12 protein-coding genes are annotated in these 22812 nt (G+C 62.7%); 3 read left to right on the top strand and 9 right to left on the bottom strand.

Annotated elements, in window-relative coordinates:
- Positions 1 to 2: 2 nt before the first annotated feature.
- Positions 3 to 1337, top strand: coding sequence for a hypothetical protein (locus tag ACTWLI_RS02245; RefSeq protein WP_445155083.1), 1335 nt, complete (start codon positions 3 to 5; stop codon positions 1335 to 1337).
- Positions 1338 to 1480: 143 nt separating this feature from the next.
- On the opposite strand, the gene ACTWLI_RS02240 is transcribed toward ACTWLI_RS02245, so the two are convergent.
- The 7 genes from ACTWLI_RS02240 to ACTWLI_RS02210 all read right to left on the bottom strand — a co-directional run bounded on the left by ACTWLI_RS02240 (position 1481) and on the right by ACTWLI_RS02210 (position 16768).
- Positions 1481 to 4633 (bottom strand): DEAD/DEAH box helicase, encoded by a 3153-nt coding sequence (locus ACTWLI_RS02240; RefSeq protein ID WP_445155082.1) that lies wholly within the window; start codon positions 4631 to 4633, stop codon positions 1481 to 1483.
- Positions 4623 to 6503, bottom strand: a complete 1881-nt coding sequence (locus ACTWLI_RS02235) for a phospholipase D family protein (protein WP_445155081.1) — start codon at positions 6501 to 6503, stop codon at positions 4623 to 4625. The genes ACTWLI_RS02240 and ACTWLI_RS02235 overlap by 11 nt, the downstream gene beginning before the upstream one ends.
- Positions 6496 to 7704, bottom strand: coding sequence for a DUF6361 family protein (locus tag ACTWLI_RS02230; RefSeq protein ID WP_445155080.1), 1209 nt, complete (start codon positions 7702 to 7704; stop codon positions 6496 to 6498). Before ACTWLI_RS02230 ends, ACTWLI_RS02235 begins: the two co-directional genes overlap by 8 nt.
- 100 nt (positions 7705 to 7804) lie before the next feature.
- Positions 7805 to 10936: a type III restriction-modification system endonuclease gene (locus tag ACTWLI_RS02225; RefSeq protein ID WP_445155079.1), complete on the bottom strand. Its 3132-nt coding sequence runs from the start codon at positions 10934 to 10936 to the stop codon at positions 7805 to 7807.
- Positions 10937 to 10941: 5 nt separating this feature from the next.
- Positions 10942 to 12828 (bottom strand): site-specific DNA-methyltransferase, encoded by a 1887-nt coding sequence (locus ACTWLI_RS02220; RefSeq protein ID WP_445155078.1) that lies wholly within the window; start codon positions 12826 to 12828, stop codon positions 10942 to 10944.
- A gap of 3 nt (positions 12829 to 12831) precedes the next feature.
- Positions 12832 to 13497, bottom strand: coding sequence for a DUF4391 domain-containing protein (locus tag ACTWLI_RS02215; RefSeq protein ID WP_445155077.1), 666 nt, complete (start codon positions 13495 to 13497; stop codon positions 12832 to 12834).
- Positions 13490 to 16768 carry a helicase-related protein gene (locus ACTWLI_RS02210; protein WP_445155076.1) on the bottom strand — a complete coding sequence of 1093 codons (3279 nt, stop codon included), beginning with the start codon at positions 16766 to 16768 and terminating at the stop codon, positions 13490 to 13492. The genes ACTWLI_RS02215 and ACTWLI_RS02210 overlap by 8 nt, the downstream gene beginning before the upstream one ends.
- A gap of 677 nt (positions 16769 to 17445) precedes the next feature.
- Between ACTWLI_RS02210 and ACTWLI_RS02205 the strand changes: the two genes are divergently transcribed.
- Positions 17446 to 18327: a GNAT family N-acetyltransferase gene (locus tag ACTWLI_RS02205; protein WP_445155075.1), complete on the top strand. Its 882-nt coding sequence runs from the start codon at positions 17446 to 17448 to the stop codon at positions 18325 to 18327.
- Between the two features lie 661 nt (positions 18328 to 18988).
- Here the strand turns inward: ACTWLI_RS02205 and ACTWLI_RS02200 are convergent.
- Both ACTWLI_RS02200 and ACTWLI_RS02195 read right to left on the bottom strand, forming a co-directional pair.
- Positions 18989 to 20245: an SLC13 family permease gene (locus ACTWLI_RS02200; RefSeq protein WP_445156103.1), complete on the bottom strand. Its 1257-nt coding sequence runs from the start codon at positions 20243 to 20245 to the stop codon at positions 18989 to 18991.
- A gap of 231 nt (positions 20246 to 20476) precedes the next feature.
- Entirely contained in the window at positions 20477 to 21595 is a 1119-nt protein-coding gene (locus ACTWLI_RS02195) for a PrpF domain-containing protein (protein ID WP_445155074.1), read from the bottom strand.
- A gap of 240 nt (positions 21596 to 21835) precedes the next feature.
- On the opposite strand from ACTWLI_RS02195, the gene ACTWLI_RS02190 reads away from it, so the two are divergent.
- Positions 21836 to 22774 carry a LysR substrate-binding domain-containing protein gene (locus ACTWLI_RS02190; protein WP_445155073.1) on the top strand — a complete coding sequence of 313 codons (939 nt, stop codon included), beginning with the start codon at positions 21836 to 21838 and terminating at the stop codon, positions 22772 to 22774.
- Positions 22775 to 22812 lie beyond the last annotated feature (38 nt).

Below are 22812 nucleotides of genomic sequence, written 5' to 3'. Positions count from 1 at the left end.
AGGTGGCTGCACAGCAAATCCTCGTTCGTGTCGTTAATGACTCGTCCGAGGTCGAAGAGGTTCGACGCCCTGTTCGGTTGACTCCTGACGGGCGCGCCGGTGTCGTTTACGCGGGGGCGGTCTACCCCGTCTTAGACGGTGGCGTAGTCAATATTGCCGGACCATCGTGGGAAGTGGGGGACTGTAACAGGTTCCTCCTCGCAGGTACTGCTATCCCGTACGCTCCGCAGCCTAACGCGGCCTCCCGCCCGCCCGAGTTCACAGGTTTCCGGGGCGATTGGAACGTAGACACCAACGCATTCGGCCACTATGTCGTCTTTAATGGCCCGGAACGTGTCGCTGGTGATGTTGTTCGTGCACTGGAAGCCGCCGGCCTCGCCGTGCAGCGTTGGGATGTCAGCCACCGACCTGCTAGTGATGGCAAGTTTTATGACTGGTTTGCACGCCTCCGGACAAAGATTTCCCACGATGATGCGGTAGCCCGTGTGTCTGCGGTGTTCTCGCCTGAGCTGGGAGCTGCGGAGCCTCCACCCGCGCCAACAGCCACTCCGGTTGAGGACCTGGCGGCACGGGTCGAGGAGCTGCTCGACCTCACGGCCGAGCTAGGGAGTCGTCTCAAACAGTCGGAAAATGAGATAGCTCTCCTGCGCCAGCGGCTTGCAGCCGCGACCGATCACGAAACCAAACTCTTGGAAGACTTGGATCGGTCGCTGATTTACCAGAAATCGCTGCACGATCAAATCTCAGAGTTGAGCAACGCTCATGAGCTAAGTGCCGATGCCAAGGCTTATCTTGTCAAGCAGTCGGACACGGAAGAACTTCTGGAGCTGGCTCTGAGCGAGAATTCTGAGCTTTCCAACGCTGTTGTGATGTTTCGGAAGCACACAGAGGAGAGCGATTACCGAATTCTCGCTTTGGAAGCGCTGGTAGTTTCCCTTCAGGAGCGCTTGGATGAACTCGGGCAGCAGGACCGAGAACGGCGCCGAGCTGCTGCCGCCCATGTAGTTCCTCGTCGTGGTGTTTCCGGCTTCTTGGACAATGCCTTCTTGCGCCTCACATTCGTACTGGACAGCGTGGAAGTGCTGGCTAATTTGGACGCGCCGGCCTCTGTGCTGCGGGTGCTGACGCAGATAGATATGGGAGAGCTTCTAGGTAAGGATCTCGAGGGCTTCCGGGGTTGGCGCGAGGTGTCCAAACTGGCGACGGGCATCGCAGGCAGCGAGGACATGGGGCGCATCTATTACAAACCGGACGGCGCCCAGGTCCTAGTCAGTGTCCACGTAAAGCAAGACGAAAAAGAACAGCGGCGCCATATTGAGAAGCTCCGGTTCGTGTGAGGACATCAAGCACCGGTTCAGTGCTTGATAAGGTTGTCCCCACCCGAGAACCTAAAACCAACAGGAGTCCGTGACCGACGGACCTGTCGGGTCTAACGGGCATTGGTGCGGGGAAGCTTCGGCACTTATCTCCTTCGCACCCATCAGGGCCGCAAATTCAGCGGCTTGATCTCGGTCCCGTCCTTTATCAACCCCAGCAAGTCATCCTGCCGCGCCTGGCCCAGCGTGAGCCGATACTTCGCGAGCCCCGCAAGCATGTGCTTGGTCCTGGGCACGTCGCGGCTCAAAGGGTGGTCCAGCAGCCGCCGCTCGATTTTGTGTGCGCCGGGGTGGATCCAGTGCGGGGCGAACTCGGTGCTGGAATCTTCCGGGTGGGCGGCAACGTCAGCTGCGGCAACGGAGAAGAGCGTCTCCCAGGGGTCCGTGACGCCGGGCTTCAGTACCTCTGCGCCGTGGGCCTCGGCAACATTCTTTCGCACCGCGTGCCCCAGGTACCGGTGCACCCGCCCCTCGCGCTGTTCGAAGTCGACTGGGTTGCCGGGCACGTTCCAGTGGATGACCGAGTGAGCCCACCAGTGGAAGTCGATGCCCTCCTGGCCCACAGACGTAGACGCAAGAACGAACGGCCAGAAGGGACTGTTGAAGGCCCGGCGGACGTCCGGCATACGGTTGCTGTCGCCGTCGTCGGTCTTGGCGTTGCTGTAGCGCACGGCGAAGCGGCTGCCCATGCGGAGATCCTCGTGCGAACCGTCCGGATACTTCGCGAGCATCTGCGCAGGCTTGAGGGACAACGAGCGCCGGATGTCGTCCGCCAGCGACAACAGCTGCTCGACGGTGATTTCCCCGGGAGCCTGCTGGCTTCGGAGCTGGAAGACGTACTCGTCCAGCACTGCTTGGAGGTTTCCGGCTTCGCAGTAGCGCAGGACCTTCTGCCAGTAGTCGCCTTCGGGGTAGAGCTTGTCCAGCAGCTCGGTGGCATCGAGCCGGTTGAACAGCGTACGCAGGCCAGTCGCCGCTAACCCGGCGGCCTTCCACAGCTCGGCGCCGTCAAAATCGTCCGGAACCACACGCTTCAGGGCGCGGTAGACGCAGTTGGCGGGGGAGTTGACGGCCAGGTCTTCGATTCCGTCCTCCCACCCTGCCGGCTCGCCGCCCACGGCCTCGAGCATCCGGTCAACGTGTGCGAGGTAGAGGCCAGCCTCCGACCCACCCTCCTGCTCGGTGTCCCCGTCGTCCGAGGCCTTGCCTTGCCGTTGGGTGAGTTCGTCCAGCTCCCGCAGCTCACGCGCCGCCAGTTTGGCGTCGTCGTTCCACTCTGCCGGCAGAGCGCCAGGCACCGAGAAATAGGCCGCCCATGCACCGAGCCGACTGGCCGAATCAACGACGGCGCCGCCAACCATTGCCTTAGCGGTAGCCGCTGCGGCATCCCGCACTGCGTCTCCGGCCACGAGGGAACCGCTCATGGAAGCGCTCTCCAGCGGGTCGCCTGACAGTGCCAGGGCCGCGTGGGGAATGAACAGCGCCAGCGTGGACATCGCCTGCGGCTCGCCGTCGCGGACGCGGAACCGGAGCCTGCCACGGAAACGTTTGCGGGCCTCGGCCGTGTTTTCGCCGTGCAGCGGTGACCCCTCAAGGATCTGCCGCTCGGCCTCGTAGGAGAGCATCGTCGTGATCGCCGTCGGGGCCGCGTTCCAGGCGGAGAAGACCAGCTGCTTGGTGACGTCCGAACCCACCTCGGCGAACACCCCGGAGGGCTTCACGTAGGGGAGCGACGGCGGCATCCACAGCAGCTTCCACCAGCCCTGGCCGACGGTGTGCTCGCGCACGGTCCGGAATTTCGCGTTGTCGGTCTCCACGGCACCGTAGCTGCGATACGCATCCGGATCGATGGTGGTCAGGGCCGGCAGTACCGGGTCAACGGTCTCGCGGTCGCAGTGGATTCTGCCGTCCAGCATCCTGCCAACCTTGTAATCGGTAAGGAAGTGAGTGAACATCGGCACGGATTTCCAGTACTCCATCGGGTTACCGGTGCGCGCTGCCCGAAACAGCGCGGAGAGGGACTTGTAGCTGGTGAGATCCCCGGCGCGGACGTCGGTCGGTGCCATCTCGATCACGGACAGCATGTCGTCTTTGCCCAGCTGGGGCCGCTCCGTGCGGCTCATGAACAGCTTCAGGCCGTCCTCGATGCGGTGCGTCAGGGCATTGTCCGGGACCTGCTTCAGCAGCTGGGTCCGGCGTCCGTCGAGGTCAGCTTCAAGGCTTTCCATGTACCCCGGCCGTTCGCTGCTCAGGAAACGCAGCAGCTGCCGGAAATCCGCGGCGTGGTCATCGCCGTCTTCCTCGTTCGCCCCGGTGTGGGCCTTGTATGGCGTAGCCGAGAGCAGGATCAGCTTGGCGCCCTCGTAGTTCAGGAACTGCCTGGCCAGCTCTGCCGCGGAATCTTCGTCGTCGGGCGCGGTGCCGGGGGAGTAGAGCAGATCGCGGAAGCGCTGGAACTCGTCCAGGATGATCAGGTCGGGTTCCAGGCAATCGAGCCCCGCTTGGGCAAGGTCTCCGCGAAGCCCGCCGATGATGGCGCTCATGCGCGGCCGGACCGTCTCCGCCCCATCACGAGTCGCCTCGCGCAGTGCCTTGCGGAACGCCGGGAGGTTGCCGCTCTGGTGCGCCAGCGTGCGGAAGCGGTTCCGTACAGGGACGGCAAAACCGTCGGGGAACTGCTCGTGCATGTACTGGACAAGGCGTCCGAAGTTCTGCGTGGCCGAGCCCGCGCGCAGGAGCTCGACGGCGTCGTCGTGCTGTTCCTCGCCGATCACGCCGAGCTGCGTGATGATGCGGAAGAGCACCGCGCGTTCCTTGGCCTGCCCTGTTGCCCCGCCGACGTTGAATGACGTTCCGGGGGTCAGAGAGATGAAGTTGACGCGCTTGTGTGTTCCCGGCGCGGCCGGAGCGTTGAGCTTGGCCAGTTCGGTAGGCAGGAGTGTCAGCCGGCCGGACTCAATGATGTCCTTCTGCCCGGTGACGTTCAGCCGGCTGAGGTTCTGCTTGGCCAGGTCCGCGTTGGAGCAAACGTAGACGACATCGATGCGGTTCACCCCGGAGTCGGGCCGGTCGAGCAGCTCAATGGCCTTGGCTATGACGCCGCGGGCCACCATGCTCTTGCCCAGCCCGGTCTCGTCCGCGACGAGGAAGCGGTCTGCAGGCTGGTCATCCAGGTAGAGCCGCTTGAAGACATGTTCCACGGTGCGGCGCTGGAACCCCCGCAGTCCGTCCAGCGCGGGCGTTGCGTCAAACCCCATGAAGTTCCCCCATGTCCAATGCTTCGGTGGCTGCCGTCCAGAGCGCGTGCAGCTGCTGAATTTCCGGGTCATCGCCGCGAAGGGCGAGCAGCCGGTCCATGACGACCTTCAGATCCGGGAAGACCGAGGCGGCGTCCGGGCCCGCCATCGCGCCCACCATCGCTTCGAAGAGCCCGGCGGTGGATCCGTCGCCGAAGCCTGAGCCGGCGAACCAACCTGTGCCCGTTCCCGACCCTGGCAGGGCATCTTCCGGGGTGAGGAACAACAGCAGGAACTGGCGAAGCTTCTGGGGGTCGTCCAGCTGGCGGGCGATGATCTCATCAAGCCGTCCCGCGGGATCGGTGCGCAGACTGCCCTGGATCACCGTGCTCTTGGACAGCCCGGCCGCCGGGTCCTCCAGAGTGAGCACCAGGTACGGCGTCACATCAGCCAGCGGGATGGCGCGGAAGGCATGTTCGTGCTGGCCGCCGGACGGCTCGACGACGGCGCTCGGCTGGGCGAGTGAGAGGAGCCGCAACTTCGCGGTGAACTCGGGCTTCGGCGACCAGTCATGCGAGACGGTCACCGTGAACGTGTTTTTGGTATCGCAGTCGGGGACGGCATCGAGGAGGAACCGTTGCGCTGCAGCGTCCCGTAGGGCGTTCTCCAGCCGGAAAGCGGCAACGTCCTCTTCCGAGCGGGCCGCGCCGCCGGTGCCCAGATAATCGGCGAAGGGCACATCCTTGAGGCTCTCCCGGATGCGCTGCACCCCGAGGCGTTTCTTGGCTCCTCGCATTTCCAGCAGGAACTCCACGTTCCGGGTGAACCCTGCCTCGGTGGCATTCGCCGAGCCCAGGAGCGCGTAGGTGAAGTGGTCGTAGTCGCAGAAGTAGGCCTTCGCGTGCAGGCCGGTGAGATCGTCGGCGACGCGCTGGAGTCCGGATTCATCCGAATCATCCTGTCCTGACTCCGACGATTCGGGGATGCCGAGCTCGTCAAAGGCTTTGAACGACGTGTGGCTATCGGCGACCGTCTGTTGTTGGAGAAGGTTCAGTTGATCGTCGCGCGAATAGACGTAGAGGTTCCGCGTCCACGTGTCCTGCAGCCGGCCAATGAGTTTGTCATCAAGGAAGGGCGAGATGACCAGTTTGTCGTAGCCCAGGAAGGCGTCCTTCCCGGTTTTGTTGTTGAGCGCGATGAAGTTCTCCGGGTCGCGGAGGTGCGCCGCGATTGAGCCCTGTTCGAAGTCTTCGCCCATGCCCATCGGCCGGAATGCCAGACGGTGGATGTCCTCGGGCAGGTCCCAGCGGACGTCCGCCAGGCGGGAGGCGAGGCCTCGCACCCTGGCCAGTCGCCCGGCGTCGGGCGTCACGGTGCAGAGGTCGGGGAGCCCGGCGATGAAGCGTGCCAGGGGCCCGCTGTCCGTCCCGGCATCTTCGGTGTCCTGAACGGGTTCGCCGTCCAGCCGGACGAGGAGGTCCCAGCTGGCGTCGGTGGTGAGGTTGCGGCTGCTGCACAAGAAACGGTAGCGGCGCTCGGCTCCGTTCTCGAATTCGAGGAGCCAGACCTTCGGGTGGAAAAGCCCGCTCCGGACGCTGACCTGGTGGACCATCGGTTCCAGCAGCGCGAGCAGGTCCGAGGCGTCCGAGGGTGCCTTGATGTGGCCGGCCTGGCAGAAGATGTCAACGCGGTCGGAGACCTTGCGCAGGGCGCTGAGTACCGCCACCGGGTTGGTGAATTCTTCGCCGGAACCCGCGACGAAGCTCAGCGGAACGGAAAGGGCGCTGGTCATGTCCAGGGTGAAGGTGGTGCCCACGGCGTGGGAGAGCCGGAATCCTGCCGGCGGGCGCAGCTGCTGGGTGAGTGCCTGCCGGTTTGCTGCCTCAAGCATTCGACTGCCCTTCCAGTGCGAGCCCTGCATGGATGTCCAGGACGTTCCGGCGGACCTGCGTCCAGCGGAAGGTCAGGGCGCCAACCCGGGCCGGCGGTTGCCAGGCGCGGAGCCGGCGTTCGTTGCGGAACCGCGAGTTGGACTTCTTTATCAGCTTCTCCCGGGTTTCGACGGCGGCACGGAAGTCCTGGTTGTCGATCAGTTTTCCGGGGCTTGTGGCTGCCTCGGCCATCTGCCGGGCAAAGCCGGCGGTGTTGCTGTTGATGCCGCGGTTCAGTGCCGTGGCGCGGGCGATGAAACCGTCGACGTCCCATTCGCTGAGGAGCTCGCGTTTACTGTCCCGCTGGACTTCCCACGCTGCGAGGAGCTCGCGTGTGGGCTCCAGGGTATCCGCGCCGGCGGAGAAGACCTTTGCCGAGAGTTCCGCGAGCAGGTGCTGGTAGAGGATGGTGGCGCCGTTGTGGATGAAGGAGAACGCCTCTGCGTCCGTGAGCCACCGCGCGGGCTCGCCTTCCGCGCCGCGGCACGCCGGGTCAAGCCATGGTGCCCAAAGTCCCGGGGTAGGACTGACCTCGGATCCGACGACGTAGGCCAGCATGGTGCCGGGACAGGTGGTCAGGATGCGTTCCTGCAGCCAGCGGGCTTCGTTGTGGGACAGCTTCAGTCCGCGATCTTCGGCCTGCGGGAAGCCGGCCGGCGGTTTGGGGAGGGTCTGGTTCCAGACCGAGTAGCTGTTTTCGCCGTCTTCAGGGGCGGGGGCGTCGGCGCACATGAGCTGGGCGACGGCGGAGCGGTCGGTGTCCGGGTTGACAATGCCGTAGGTTCGCAGCGCGGTCCAGTACGCGGCCGAGGGCAGCTGCTGGACGTTTCGGCCCGCGTCGCGGCCGATGTAGCTTTCCTCTCCTCGCTCCTTGAGCCGGACGATTAGTTGCCGCTCCGATTCCTCGGCTCGCTTCCGCAGGTCATCAGGATTCCGGGTGCCGCGGTGGGCGGTTTGATAGGCCCACGGGACGAGCAGCATGTAGCGCGCGCCCAAGTGCAGCACGGACGTGCCCGGGAACAGACTGTTGCTGATCGTGTCGCGCAGCTGGCCCATGCCGAGGTCATCGGTGGTTTCCGGCGTGCCGAAAAGCTTCACGAGCTCGCGCATCTTCGAGTTCTCCTCGGTGGACGCGTCGAGCCATGAGATGAGGGAGGTCATATGGGTGGTGCGCTCGCTTTCTATTCAGAACTTGGCCTTGCCCGCGGCACGGATCGACGGGGTTTACCGCACCACCCCCTGACTTCAGGTCGAGCTCCGATCAGCTCCCCTCTCCCGCTATCGCGAACTCCGTTTGGGCAGCCATCTCCGCGTCCGGCCCAACGAGCTGCATGAGCTCGCTATAGTCCGTGACGACGTTGTACGTGACGTCGTGACCGTGCTTATCGTTCAGGGAGGCGAAGAACTTGCGAGCGCATTCGATCTTGGCGTCTTCAATGCCTTTGAGCTGGAGGGTCGAGAGGGAGCCCTTGGTCTCGGCGACAAAGTAGACGTGCTTGACGCTGCCCTCGGTGAACGCAATTGCCCAGTCCGGGTTGTAGTCCCCGACCGGGGTCGGGATGAAGAACCCACGCGGGAGTTTCGCATAGACCGCGACTTCCGTGCTCGTGTCCAGCTCAGTGACGAACGCACGTTCGATCTTCGAGTCGGTAACTACGTAGTCGTAGATGTGCTTCGTCAGTGTGCTGCCTGCATGAGTCAGATCCTGCTTCGTCTGGTTGTCCGTGAAGATCGCCGAGTCGAATCGGTCCTCCAGTGCGTCATACGTCAGATGTTCTACGATGACGGTGGCCTTCTGTTCATTTATGAGCCGGGCAGCTTCGGTGATGAACTGCTCTGGGTTGAGCCTGAACTTCGCGAATGTACCCGGTGCAACCCCACCGAGGATCTCGGCGACCGTGCGTCGAGTTAGCTGCGTCTTCTCGGTAATCTCTCCCAGCAGGTCGTACTTCACCTGCGAACCGGCAGTGACGGATTCGGTGTGGGTCTTCGTACTCGACACGTTGAACCCCACACCACTCGTGAGGTCGCCCGCCTCCAGCGACTTGCGCTGCTCACCGGCCTGCACGACGTACTGCATCGCAGTGACATTGAGGTGTTTGTCGAGCACCTCTATGCATTTACGGATCAACTCCTGGGAGTCGAACTCGACCTGGTAGATGGCCTTGTGGTTAATCCGGCCCCAGAGTGCTTGGAACTCCTTCTTCTCGAAATTCGCCTCGTTGAGCGGAATCTTCTTCGGCTTACGATCGTCGATCGGTAGTGGCACGTCGAGGTACAGCATTTCCACGAGCGGCCAGACGAAGTCGATGACCGGCCGCAGTACCTCCGAGGTCGGCTCGACAAGCGTTCCGGTCTCCTTCGCCCGCTTGTAGTTCTCGGAAACGGTGTCGTCGTCGTTGAGGTAGTCGTTCTTGATGAGGTACTTGTAAAGGGCCTGCGCAAGTGCCTCCTCGACGATCGACTCGCCGCTGGGTGTCTGGATAGTCTTACCGGTGAAGAACTTGATGCTCGCCTTGCGCGGCCGCGCAGCCAGGGACTCCGCGATCTCCCTCTGGAGACCGGCGACGAAGTCGGTGTACGCCTCGTCGGTAACCACGGTCAGTTCGTTGATGTCGTGCACCGTCACCGGGTTGTCCATGCGTTCGCCATGTTGATCGACTGCCAAGCGCAGACCACGTCCGATCTCCTGGCGGCGGGAGATGGTGTTGTCGCTCTTCTTGAGCATGCCCATCACGAATACGTTGGGGTTGTCCCAGCCCTCCCGCAGAGCAGAGTGCGAGAAGATGAACCGGACCCGTTCCTCGAACGACAGCAGACGTTCCTTTTGTTTGAGGATCAGGTCGTACGCGTCCGAGTCGGTAGACTGGCCCTTGTCGTCCCCCCGGCCGCTCACCTTGCCCTCCACCTGACGCTTAGTCTTCTTGTCGATTGAGAAGTAACCCTCGTGCACGGCTCGTGCGTCGTCTCGGCGGAGATACTCCTGATAAGCGGAGGCTGCTTCGTCGATAGCGAGCTCACTTAGCACATCGTCGCGGACGGCGGTGTACTCTTCCTCGAACACGCGGGCATAATCGCCTAGTGTGTCCTCGCGGTCGTAGTCGCGATACTTAGTGACCTCGTCGATGAAGAAAAGGGAGAGCACTTTGATCCCCTGGCTGAAGAGCTCGCGCTCCTTGTCGAGGTGGGCGCGGATCACTTCACGAATCTGGATGCGCCGCTTCGTCTCCTGGGTCACATCGCGGTCGGCAAGCTGACCGGCGATGACGACGTCACCGTTGCTCAGCTCGATCACGTCGCGATTGGCATCGATCTCCGTAACGAAGAGGCCCTTGTAGGCTTCGATTCCGTTGGACAGGTCGTGTAGGTTACTACCCACGTCGAGGCGCTTCACCTGACGTTTGATGGGGCCACCCTTCGTCTGCACTTCGATCTCGACCCTGGCTTTGGGTTTAGCGCCCTTGGCGATCTCGATCGCATCCAAGTACAAGTACGCGGTGGAACCGGCCAAGCCTTTGACGGTGATACCGCGGACGGCGATCTTCTTGACCAGCTTCTGGTTGTAGGCGTCCAGCGCGTCAAGCCGATGGACCTTAGTGTGCTCGACCTTATGGGTGGCCGAGTAGCGCAGCATCATGAGCGCGTTGAACTGCGCCAGAGCCTTTAGTGAGTTGTCTGCGCCGATCTTCTGGGGTTCATCGATGATGACAATCGGGCGATTGGCCTTAATAACGTCAATCGGGCGGCGGGACTGGAAGTCGTCGAGCTCGTCATAGATACGCCGCTGGTCTTTCCCAGTGGCGTTGAAGGCCTGGATGTTGATGATCATTACCTGCACGCCGGCGTCCGAGCTGAACCGCTCCAGCTCGTGGAGCTGTGAGGAGTTGTAGACGAACGATCGTGGCTTCGTGCCGTAGACCTGCTGGAAGTGCTCGGCCGTCACTTCAAAAGTTTTCTTTACACCCTCGCGGATCGCAATCGAAGGCACAACAATAATGAATTTCGACCAGCCATACCGCTTGTGCAGTTCCATGATTGTTTTTATGTAGACGTAGGTCTTGCCCGTACCCGTCTCCATCTCCACGTCAAGATTAGGGGCTCCGGGGGCGGCCTTGCTGTCGACCAGCTTGGCCGAGAGTGGCAGGTTCCGGGACCGCTGCACTTTGTGCACGTTTTCCAGCAGCTGCACACCAGTGAGCGCGATCTCCGCGTTTCGCAGACCCGAGTCAGGTGTCTGGCTTGTCTCGAACAGCGTGGGGTTAGCGGCGAGCCTCACTTGCCCGGGGTCCATCCGGTAGGACATGCCGTCGTGTTTGGGTTGCCCCGCGAGGACCTGGACTACGGAGTCGACGGCGTCTGTCTGGTATTGCTGGACCTTAAATTGAAGTTTCATCCGGATCAAATCGCCTTCACGTCTGTCGCAGGAGACACCTCGCGAAAAATCTGCTCGGCATTGATGCGGGCGTCATCTGAGGCGAATCCAGAATCCCGGAACACAGCACGCAGCGGCTCTCGCTTGGCGATTGCGCGAACAAGTTCCGGGCTTACGGGTGAATCGAAGCAGCCAATAAGCGCACCGTCTTCGACTACGAAGACCTCGAGACCGTCGGCCTGGTCGACCTCGATGGGCATGGTCAGTTCGAGCCCCCAGTCGAGCAGCACCTGGAACAGAAGGTCCTCACCTGAGCGGTCCGGCTTCACGCTGCCCTCCAGCTGATCCAGCGCGAGCTGGTATGTCTCGTCCGGTGAACGCAGAACGTCGGCCATATTCGTGGTGTCGACGCGGAGGGTACGGAATCCAACGTCCAGCGCTCCTTGTTCGATCCCGAGCGCCTCACCCACCTTCAATCCGGCGCGGCGGATACGTTCGCGAGAGAGTTCGGCAATGTTCGTAAACTTGGCATTCCTGGCGTCTTTCTCCGCGACGAGCTCGGGAACCTGCACCACCACAAACGGCCGATTCAGACGATCCTTGGCATTCTGAGCCATGACGGCGTGTGCCGTGGAACCGGAGCCAGCAAACAGATCCAAGACGATGTCTCCATTGCCGGGCGCCAAGGCGTCTATGAGCTTTCGAAGCATGCCAGTCGGTTTGGGGAACGGAAACACTTTTGCATCCCCAAAAAGGTCGATCATCTCGTTCGTCCCATGCTGGGTGAACACATCGTCGATGATCGAGAATGGCTTGCCACGCCGCTGAGTGCCGTCAGTGTCTCTCAGATACTGCTTGGTGTGCACCGTAACCTTGCCGCCACGTCCCGTGACGAACTCCAGCTCACCTGCTTCAAGAGCAGCTAGGGCACGGTCCTTGCCCCAAAGCCACTGTCGCTCAGGCCAGATGTCGCCTTTAGGCCCAGGGATTGGATAGACCAAGTTCGGGCGCGCGTCCATGCTCTTGGTTGCTTCAAGCGGGTGGGTCCTATAAGGCCCCCGAGCGGCAAAATTTGCATCGCGACTCGTATAGTAACGGGTGATCGATTCCTCAGTCAGTGCGATCTCAAGGTTGGGGAGCTCGGCTAGATTTCGAGCGAAAACCATCACGTATTCATGAAGAGAAACGAAATGTCGTTCCTTTGCGCCTCCACCGTAGCGTTTTTTCCAGATTAAGCAGTCAACGAAGTTCTCGGGCCCGAAAACTTCAGACATCAACTTCCCGAGGTTGTCTCGTTCAATGTCGTCAATCGAAATGCAGATGACCCCGTCATCTCTCAGAAGGTTGCGCGCCAGCCGCAGGCGCGGGTACATCATGCTCAACCAGTCGGAGTGGAAACGACCGTTGGAATCGGGGTTCGCAACTAGTCGCGCACCAGAGTCATCTATTTGCCCCGATCTTTCGAGGAAATCCTTCGTCGACTCAGCAAAGTCATCGTCGTAGACGAAGTCGTTGCCCGTGTTGTACGGCGGGTCGATGTAGATGAGCTTGATCTTGCCGAGGTAGGACTCCTGGAGCAACTTTAGTGCGTCTAGATTGTCGCCTTCGATGAAGAGATTCTTGGTGGTATCGAAGTCGACGGACTCCTTGCGGACCGGTCGGAGGGTTTTGGCGATGGGAGCGTTGGCGGCAAAGGCGGCTGCGCGCTTGCCCGGCCAGTCGAGCTGATAGCGCTCCTGGGGTCCGTCCACGAGGTGGTCGGAGAGCTCTTGGCGCAGGAGGTCGAAGTCGATGGCCTTCGTCGGGTTGCCATTGGCGTCGAGTGTCTCGGTCATGACGTTTGGGAACAGCTCAGCAAGCTTGTCGACGTTTGCGTCGGTCAGGTCTGGCGATGTTGTGCGTAATTTTTCCACGGATTACCTCTGTTGCTCTAGCTCTGATTGCTTTGTCCTGAGGGTGCGCCGCAGCTCGACCTTGCGGTTTATTTGAGGCTCCGTGCGGAGCTTTCTCTCCAGCGCGGTGATCTCGCGTTCGAGCTTGCGCACGGTTTGAAGCCTGGCCGCCAGCGCCGGCAATTCTTCACCCGGCCGGACTGGCGCCGGAATCAGCGGGCCCAGGAGTGCGGTGTAGAGGGAAGACAGGGTGATGGCGGTCGGCACCGGCTTCCGCTCCGTGTCGACAGGCTGCCACCCCGTCGAGTAGTAGGCGCTGAGTTGGGGTGCGCCGACGCCGAGCTGCTTGTGTGCCGCGACCATGCGAACGGACCGATGGGCGCCGTCGCCGCGGGTGATCTCAAAGACAACCGGGAACGGGATCGCTTTGTCGATCGCAGTCAACACCGGCTCGGACACGTCGTCCATCTTAGCGTCGATCTGGAAGACCTGGACCTCGGGCACCGCAGGGCTGCCGGGGAGATTGATCGTGACTTCTGCGAGCTTGTATGCCCAAGTGATGCGCTGGACCTCGGTGACGAACTTCTCCCGGATGGGGTCGGTGACGTGGCCGTTCACGTAGAACTTCTCTTTCGGCACCCGGCTGCCGAACTTCGCCGCAACAGGCCACCGGTACAGCAGATCAACCATTGGCTGGTACACCCTGGACGGGGCGGACCACGGCGACAAAAGCGATCAGTTCGAAGTCGTCCAGACCCGCGATGGTCTGGGTCAGGGCCGTGGTGTGGCCGCCGGTGAAGAGGCTGTCGATGTCGCGCTCCTCAGTGATATCGATCATCGAGCGGATCGCATCCGTGAGCAACTCGGAGTACTTGCTCATCTCGGCTCCCTCGTTCGTGGCTGTATTGAAGGCGTGCACGACGTCGGTAACGGGTTCGTCGTAGGGCCGGCAGCCCCGGCGGATGAGATCGAGCAGCTGCTTGGCCTCTGTGTGGTCGGCGATGACGTTCCCCTCCTGGTCGAGGTAGACGAGGTAGTGCGGGTGGAGCCGGTTGCCGCGGTTGATGTCCTCACCTGCGTTCACGTTCCGCAACACGAAGATCACCCCGGGCTTCAGCCCGTTGGCGGGGTCGGCGGGGATGACGGCGTGGAGGCCCTTGGGAGCTGTGGCGAGGTCGCCGTACTCCTTGATGTAGCCGAGCAAGTCCATACGGAAGTCGTTGAGGCCCAAATCGGTGATGGAGACACCGGCGCGGACGTCCTCCAATTCGATGACCTCGTCTTGGAGCTTGCGAAGCTGGTCTTTTCGGAACGCGGCGTCCGAGTCTTCGAGGGTGAGGACGTTGTCGTTCGCGGTGCCCGCGAGGTCGGCGATGACCATGCGGTTCTCGACGCGCTCTTTGAGATTGATGTACTCATCAAGAGAGATATCGGGCCAGAAGTTCACCAACTGAATCTGGGCATTGATGGAACCGATACGGTCGATGCGGCCGAAGCGCTGGATGATTCGGACCGGGTTCCAGTGGATGTCGTAGTTGATCAGGTAATCGCAGTCCTGAAGGTTCTGGCCCTCGCTGATCACGTCCGTGCCGATGAGCACGTCCAAGTCACGGGTTTCGTTCGGCATGGTCGCGTGGCGTTGCTTTGAGCGCGGGGAGAACAGCGCCATCACCTGCTGGAAGTCGAACCCGGTACCCAAGCTTGTCTTAGAGCCGTGGCTTCCGCCCGTGATCACGGCGGCCTCGAGCCCAGCCTTCTGGAGGGTGGGGGCGAGTTCGCGGTAGAGATAGTTGGCGGTGTCAGCAAAGGCGGAGAACACCAGCACCTTGCGGTTACCCTCATTGATTGGATTTGCGGCCTTGTCGGTGATGAGCTGCTTGAGCCGCTGTAGCTTCAAGTCGCGCGCGGGGACGACCTTGCGCATCTCGTCGAGCAGCTCGCGCAGAGTCTCGCGGTCGTTCCACAGGTCGCGCTGCCAGGATGCGATGTCGAGATCGTCGAGGTCGATCTTGATCTTCTCGCCGAACGAGAGTGCCTCGACGTTCGCGTCGTCTTCGTCGTCAATATCGAGGTCGAGACCCGCCAGGTCAGCGCTCACTTCTGTGAGCGGGCCTGCGTGGGAGTCAAGGCGCTGCAGGGTCCGGTTTACGGAGCCTTCGATCTTCGCCAACGTCAGCCGGAACGCGTCAACCGAGCTTTCCAGTCGCTTGAGGAGGTTCACGGTCATGAGCTTCTTCAGGCCCTGCTCGCGTCCTTGCTGGCCGAGGTTAGAGCGGGCGCTGCCTGCGGTAACGTTGTAGAGATCCTCGTACTTGCTGATCCTGCTCGGGAATACGTAAGCCAGCGGAGTGTAGACGGCAAGAGTGAGAGCCTGGAGCTGCTCGAAGATGTCATTGAAGCTCGGCGCTTCCGCCAAGTCGGTCAGTGGTTCACGGATCGACACTGGGGCCAGCCGTTCGGGGAAGCCGCCAATGTCTGTGGTGTCGTAAAACGCCTGGATGTGCTTGCGTGACCGGGCGATCGTCACCGAATCGAGGAGTTCGAAAAAGTCGAAGTCGAGCATCTGAAGGATGCGCTCGCTCGTGCGGTCCTCCGGGGCGAGCTTGGACCACTCGTTGAAGACGCGCTGGGCGTCGCTGAAGACCTTCTCGACCGTCGTCGATATGTTCAAGTGCCGGGCAAGGTTCTCCGACTCACCCTCGTAGGCGAGCTGGAGCTGATTCTTCAGGTCGTTGAACCGGTTGTTTACCGGAGTCGCCGACAGCATCAACACCTTGGTCTTCACGCCTTCGCGGATGACCTTCCGCATGAGCCGCTGATAGCGGGACTCTTTCTCCTCGGCGTAGTCGGCGTTGCGGAAGTTGTGCGACTCGTCGATGACGACCAGGTCGTAGTTGCCCCAGTTGATCCGGTCCAGTCGCAAGCCCAGAGACTCGCCACCGGTGCGCGAGAGGTCGGTATGAGCGAGGACGTCGTAGTTTAACCGGTCTTCGGCAAAAATGTTTGTCGTGAGGTTGGCGTTGTAGTTCGTCCAGTTCTCGGCGAGCTTCTTAGGACAGAGCACTAGCACCGACTTGTTGCGCAGTTCGTAGTACTTGATCACCGCTAAAGCGGTAAACGTTTTGCCGAGGCCGACGCTATCGGCGAGGATGCAGCCGTTGTAGGTCTCCAGCTTGTTGATGATTCCCGTCGCCGCGTCGCGCTGGAAATTGTAGAGGCTCTGCCAGACCTTCGTGTCCTGGTAACCGGTGCGGTCGTTGGGCAACACGTCCTCGTTGATCTCATCGAGGAACTCCGCGAACAAGTTGTAGAGGATCAAGAAATATATGCGCGCGGGGGAGTTCTCTGCGTACACGCTGGCGATATGGTTGTGGACCGCCTCGGTGACGTCGTCGAGCTGTTCCGCATTGTTCCAGATCTGGTCAAACAGCTGGATGTACTGGGCCGTCATCGGGGCCTCGTCGATGCGCTGCACCATGTTTGAGACTGCGTTGCCGCGCTCGTAGCCAAGGTCGGCGGTGGTGAAGCCCTGGAGCGGCATGTACGCGGCTTTTTCGTCCACGACAGCGAACTGCTGCATGGGGTTTCCAGTCGCGTTGGACCGGAAGGTGACCTTGCGGTGCACCCACTCGGCGCATTCCTTCGCGATTGCGCGCTGGGTGAGCTTGTTCCTGAGCCGCACCTCGAACTCGGAGCCGTGCAGGTTCGACTCGGCTCGACCTTCCGGGGGAATAAAGAACTCGCGTCGCTCTTTGTGGAGTTTGCCGGTCACCTGAGTCGTCAGGAAGGACGGCGACGTGAAAATGAATTGCAGCTCATCGACCTGCTCCAGTTCTTTGCGCAGAGCCTCAAAGGCGAAGATCGAGAACGTCGACGCGGCGATGCGCACCTTGGACCCGGACATGACCTCGGCCTTGAGATCGTCACCGAGCAGGTCGTTGACGTTGTCGATGATCTTCACGAGCCCCCCGGCAGACTTGAGAACCTCTGTTAGTTCAGGGCTCACTCAGCCGAAATTTATCATGAAACCTGATGGTTCAGGCATTTGCGCCATCGGCATTGCAAGGCCCATTCACGGCGGTCCGTTTGGCTGGCCAACAGTGTCAGGCCAGTCGTCCATCCGCGGCCCACGCCCGCCCGGATGGACGAGCCGTCCCTGGTCGGCCGCGGCAACCCGACGGCGTGCAGGTCGAGTGTGGTGACGCTCCAGCCCTTGTCACTTTCGCACGCAGGTCTGGTCAACGTACTCCTCTTGTGACGACCAGATGAGTTCCAAGCGACCTATGTGGTGTTTCCGTTGTAGCGGCTCCTGAATCACCAGAAGGTTTTTTGTGCCAACCCCCGTACGCTCATCTGGCTAGGGCACCGGCAGTAGAAGCCGAAGGACTTGAGTTGCCTTGAGTTTGAACTTCCTAGACGCATTACGGGTCGATAGGGAAGCGGTGAAGGACGAATCCACGACGCTTGGGAGGATGGGCGGCGATGGTGAGTAGCTGAGGACCGTCGCCGATTATTGCCCGGTAAGCTCCACCTAGGTGGGACAGGCGACTTGCGCGAGGCTAAAGAAGCCACTGGCTGGCAGGAAAGGCGCAAGCCGAAGAAGTTGAGAACGCGTCCAAAGGACATTTAGGAAGTTGAATGAGCAAGCAACCCGATTACACCATTCGCGCGATGTCAGAGCGTCACTGCAAGGCCGTAATGGCCTTGGCCTACGATGCTTTCCCCTTTGAAAAAGACCGTGAGCTTGAGAAGTTCGGGCCGGACTATGATCCCGTGGCGAAGCTCAAAGGAATCGTAGGGCCGTTCAATATAACCGGGTCGGTACATTTTGTCGCCGTAGATAAGAAGGATAAAGTACTCGGCTTCGCGGTGGTTCAACGCATGGTGTCGACCGATGGGCGCGTAAGCAAGTCCGTGCTGTTGATGCCCCGCGTAACCGTCGCCGAGAGGAATCGCAGGAAAGGAATCGGGACATTGCTGCTGTCCCGGGTTCGCAGCTTCGCTGCAAAGCAGGGATACGGAGAGGTTATGGCATCCATCCCTGAGCGCTTGGAAGGCTGGTACAAAAGCGCGGGGTGGACGGTATCTCCCGCGGGCCATATCTACACTATCCTCGAACTCCCTCACACTGGCGATGATCGCTTCCTTCCTATACCGGTCCCGAAGGGGCGCCATGGACAATTCACGCCGTTCCAAAGCCAGGAGCCCGGCCCAACGGAACACGGCTATTCCTTGGCTGCCAGGGCTACCACCAACGTCGAGTCAGCGCTCATCACCAGCTGGACTTACGTGGCCGACGGGGACGATCAGTTCCGTAGTTTGTGGAGCCATTTGATGGACAACCCTGACCGCATTCCGGCTGTGCCATTCATGAATTGCATCGTCTTGGGAGAGTTTATGAGGCAAGCCGGCGCACCGGAGAATGAAATGAAGGTTTTTGTCGATGCCCTCAAACGAGCGGCGCCCCGCAACCCTGACGGGGGTAGGGCCGTCATCTCATCGTCGATGGACCCTATCTGAGAACGTCGTTGTGGGGCAGTGAGCTGACCCAAGCAAGGCATCCCCGCTCGAATAGGACTCGCACCGTGGCGTCACCGCCCCGTGATGTGCCCCGCCACGAACTCCGCGTCGTCGCCCACCACGGACGGCGTGGCCGACAGGTGCTTCGTGAGCCAGGGAGGCCCACGGCGTAGAGGCCCGGACTTCGGTGATGCCGCGGCCGTGCAGCGGGTAGTTCCACTCGTCGAGCACCGGCACGTCGAGGAAGGTGAGGTCCAGGTCGTAGCCGGTGCACCAGATGACCGAGGTGACGCCCTCGGCAGCCAGGTCCAAGCGCGCCCCGGACTCGGCAGGGAGCCAGTCATCCGCCGGCAGGGCTCCGTGGCCGGGGCATCGATGCCGGCCACGGCGATGTAGGTGTCGGCCATCCGCCCCAGCCGCGGACCGAACCCCGCCTCCACCGGGGCGAGGCGTGCCGGGAGGTCGTCGCTGACGACGAGGCCGCCGTCGTCCGCTCCCTCACACTGCTGTACAGGCGGACGCCCCGGCGGCCGACGTCCCGCAAGTGGATGCAGCTGCCGCCGCCGTGAAACGAGCAAAGCTGCGCAGCTCGCGACAAACCAAACAGGCAGGCCAGCTATGGAAGCCAGCCCGCCTTTTGCGGGTGAGAGGAGCGTCCCGCCTACATAACTCCCGTCGGCACCAGCAGCGCCCAAGCCAACGCTGGTGCCACCAGAACCACGCCACCGGCGTACATCATGAGCTGGCGGTAGACGCGCTGGCGGTCGTTGTCGCGGGCGTTGGCCACCACCAGGGCGCCGTCGGTGGAGAAGGGGGAGACGTCCACCACGGTGGCCGCGATGGCAAGAGCCGCGACCGTGCCGGAGGCGCTCAGTGAGCTGGTGGCCAGCAGCGGCCCGGCCATCGGGATGAACGCGGTGAGCAGCGCCGTCGACGACGCGAACGCGGAGCCGACGCCGATGACGTAGCAGAGGACCAAGGCGATCAGTAGCGGCGCCCCCAGGGCCAGGGCCATCTCGGCGAGGGTGTCGATGACGCCCACGTGCTGGAGCAGCGAGACGTAGGTGATCATGCCGGCCACCAGCAGCACGGTGGACCAGGAGACACCGCCGATGAACGTCTTGTGTTCCTTGATGTTGACGAAGGCCAGCAGCAGGCCGGCAGAGAGCGCCACGAAGCCGATCGGCAGGTGGAAGCCCAGCGTGCCCACCAGGATCGCCGCGATCAGAACCAGGGTGAAGAGCTGCTGGCCGCTCGGGCGGCCGGCTCGGGGCGTCTCCAGGCCGGTGTACGCGTTGCCGTGCTTGTCACGCAGCTTGCCCAGCAGGGCGAACAGCACGATCGTCAGGGCGGAAAGAATGAAGTTCAGCGCGAAGCTGGCCGTGAACAGCCCGCCCTGCGAGATGGGGAAGCCGTTCTTCAGCGCGATGTCGTGCACCAGCACACCAGCCACGGAGAGCGGGGAGAAGCCGCCGGCGTGGGCTCCGTTGATCACGAAGGCGCCCATCAGGACCGGGTGGATGCGCGACTCGTAGGCCAGTCCCAGGGCCGCCGGGGCCAGCAGCGCCACCGCCGCCGGGGAGAAGGTGCCCAGCGCCGTCAGCCCCGCGGCCAGGAGGAAGAACACCCAGGGCAGCAGCATGGTCTTGCCCCTGACCAGCCGCACGCAGGTCTGGACGATGATGTCGATCGACCCGTTCCGCTGGGCCATGCTGAAGAAGTAGGTGACGCCGATGATCGTCAGGACGATGCTGGCCGGGAAGTCCTCCAGGATTTCCTTGTCGCTCATGCCCAGCATGAAATAGCCGACGCCGAAGGAGGCGACCAGCCCCATGACGCCGATGTTCAGCGGCCATTTCGTGGCGACGACGAACATCACCACGAGGATGACGAGCGGGATGATCTGGGTGGCGGTCATGGTCGGCTCCGATTCAGAGGCGGCCGCGGGGTTGAACAGGCCACCTCCGAACAGGAGGGCCAGCAGACCCAGGACAGCGATCGCGGCTACCGTCACCAGCAGGATACGGCGGCGGCGGTCGGGACGCCCGGAGGGCTGGGCCCGGGTGTCGCCGGGGGTCGTCTGTACGGTGGTCTGTTCTGTGGTCTGTTCTGCAGTCTTTTCTGCGATGTTAGTCATGATGCTCTCTCCTCATCGAGTAGCGCTGGCAAGGGAGGCGCCGACGGCGGTGCCGAGGGCCTCGGGAAGGTGGATGGTGGTGGTGGCGATCGTGCGGGCGGTGCGGTCGACGCCGACGAGCAGCGACCCGTCCCGTTCCTCGCTCCAGGTTTCGATCACCCCGGCCGGGGTGCGCAGCCGCAGGGTGGGGCGGACGGTGCCGCCCGTGATGTCGGCAAGCAGCGTGCCCGGGGTGCGGGCCGCGAGGGTCAGGGCGATGCTTCCGGTGATGGCCAGGGCCGGGTGCGGCTTGCTCATCGAAAGCATGACGACGGCGACGTCGCTCTCGGCGTCGGAGCGCGTCGGGGCGGCGACGACGGCGACCTTGGGGACGGCTCGGGCCGCCTCGCCGGGCGTTGCCGCGAGCCCCATCCGCACGGCTGCCTGGCGGCGGATGTGTTCCAGGGTGTCCAGCTGCAGTTCCAGCCCGGCGGTCCAGCTGCTGTGGCGCTCCGGGTCCAGTCCCAGCTCCTCGGCGCGCAGCATCACGACCGGTGCTCCGGCGTCGACCATGGAGACAGTCCAGCGGGTTCCTCCGGCGACAATGGTGTCCGTGGCTGATCCGGTGGGAAGCAGCCTGCCGGTGGTTTTGCCGGCCGGGTCCAGGAAGCCGAGCCCCACCCGGTAGCCGGGGAACGGAACGCCGGGCATCTCGGCCTGCGGGACGATCGGCAGGGCGCCGGCCGGCGTCGACACCCGCTGGATGATGACCTGGCCGGTGTTGGTGTTCCGGGTGACGATCCGGGTGACGTCTCCGGTGGGGACCACCCAGCCCTTTTCGATGGCGTACAGGCCAACGACTGCCGAGCAGTTGCCGCAGTTGCTGCCCCAATCCACGGCGGCCTCTTCGATGCCCACCTGGGCGAAGGTGAATTCGACGTCGACGCCGGCGTCGGCGGGGCGGTGCAGGATCATCGCCTTGCTGGTGGTGGAGGTGGCGCCGCCGACGCCGTCGATCTGCCGGTGGTCGGGGCTGCCGAACAGCCGGGGCAGCAGGACGTCCGGGCTGGTCCCGGTCTCGTCCAGCTGGCCGGTTTCGAAGACCCAGCATTTGCTGGTGCCTCCGCGCATCCACTCCGCTTCGATCTTCATGGTCTGTTCCTAGCTTCGGTCCTGCCCCGAGGAGTTCAAGGGCTTGATTCGAGATTGATCCAGATCACAAATGAAGACAAGGTTGGATTTCTGAACGGGACTGTAGCGATGCTTCATTCACTGTCAAGACGGCGGCCTGTGGCCCGGCGGAGCGCGAACCGCGGTCGAATTGGTGCGCAAACCCCCGCCAATTCGCGGCGGAATGTATAGAATTAACCGATTCAACAGAAGGGCAAAGCGTTGCTTAACGATCCTGACCGGGAATTGTTCGACATTCGGCGCCTTGCCTTGCTGGTGGAGGTGGTGGAGCAGGGATCGATCACTGCCGCGGCCGAGCTGATGATGTACACGCCCTCCGCGGTTTCGCAGCAGCTGCGGAAGCTTGAGCAGGAAGTGGGGCAGCCGCTGCTGAACCGCCGCTCCCGCGGAGTGGTGCCTACCGAGGCGGGCCAGGTGCTTGCCGGGCACGCGCGCAAGGTCATCGGTCAGATGCGGGCCGCCCAGTCCGACCTGGACCAGATCGCCGGCCTGAAGCGGGGCTCGCTGACTGTGGGTACCTTTCCGACGCTCGCCGGCTCGTTCCTGCCGGTGGTCATCCGGGCCTTCAAGAAGCGGTACCCGGCGATTGGCCTGTCCCTCCGCAGTGCGCGCTTCGACGACCTGGTGAGCGACCTGCAGTCCGGAGTGACCGGGCTGTGCCTGCTCTGGGACTACCCCTGGAACCGCTTTCACGACGATTCCATCCGGATCACGGAGGTTTTCCAGGAAAGCACGGTCCTGCTGGTGTCCCGCAGCCATCCGCTGGCCGACCGCGACGAGATCCGGATGGAGGAGCTCCGCAAGGAATCCTGGATCGTGCGGGCCGAGGCGCACCCCGTCGTCGAAGTGCTGCAGCGCTCCGCCCATGAGGCCGGGTTCGAACCGACCATCGGCTTCCTGGCCAACGACTACCAGGAAGCGCAGGCGATGGTGAGTGTCGGCATGGGCGTGGCCATGGTGCCAAAGACGGCCGTGGCCCTGCAGCACCCTGACGTCCGGGTGATCAGCCTCGGCTCCGCCGCGCCCCTGCGGCGGGTGCTGCTGGCCCAGCGACAGGACAAGGTCTACGCCCCGGCCGAGGTCGCGTTCCACTCGACGCTGTTGGAAATCGCCCGCGAACGCGCCGGGGACTACTTATAGCGGTCGCGGCAGCGCCCGGGTCGGCGGCGGGGGACCGG

The organism is Arthrobacter sp. Hor0625 (assembly GCF_052567525.1).
This window is presented reverse-complemented; position numbering and strand designations above follow the sequence as displayed.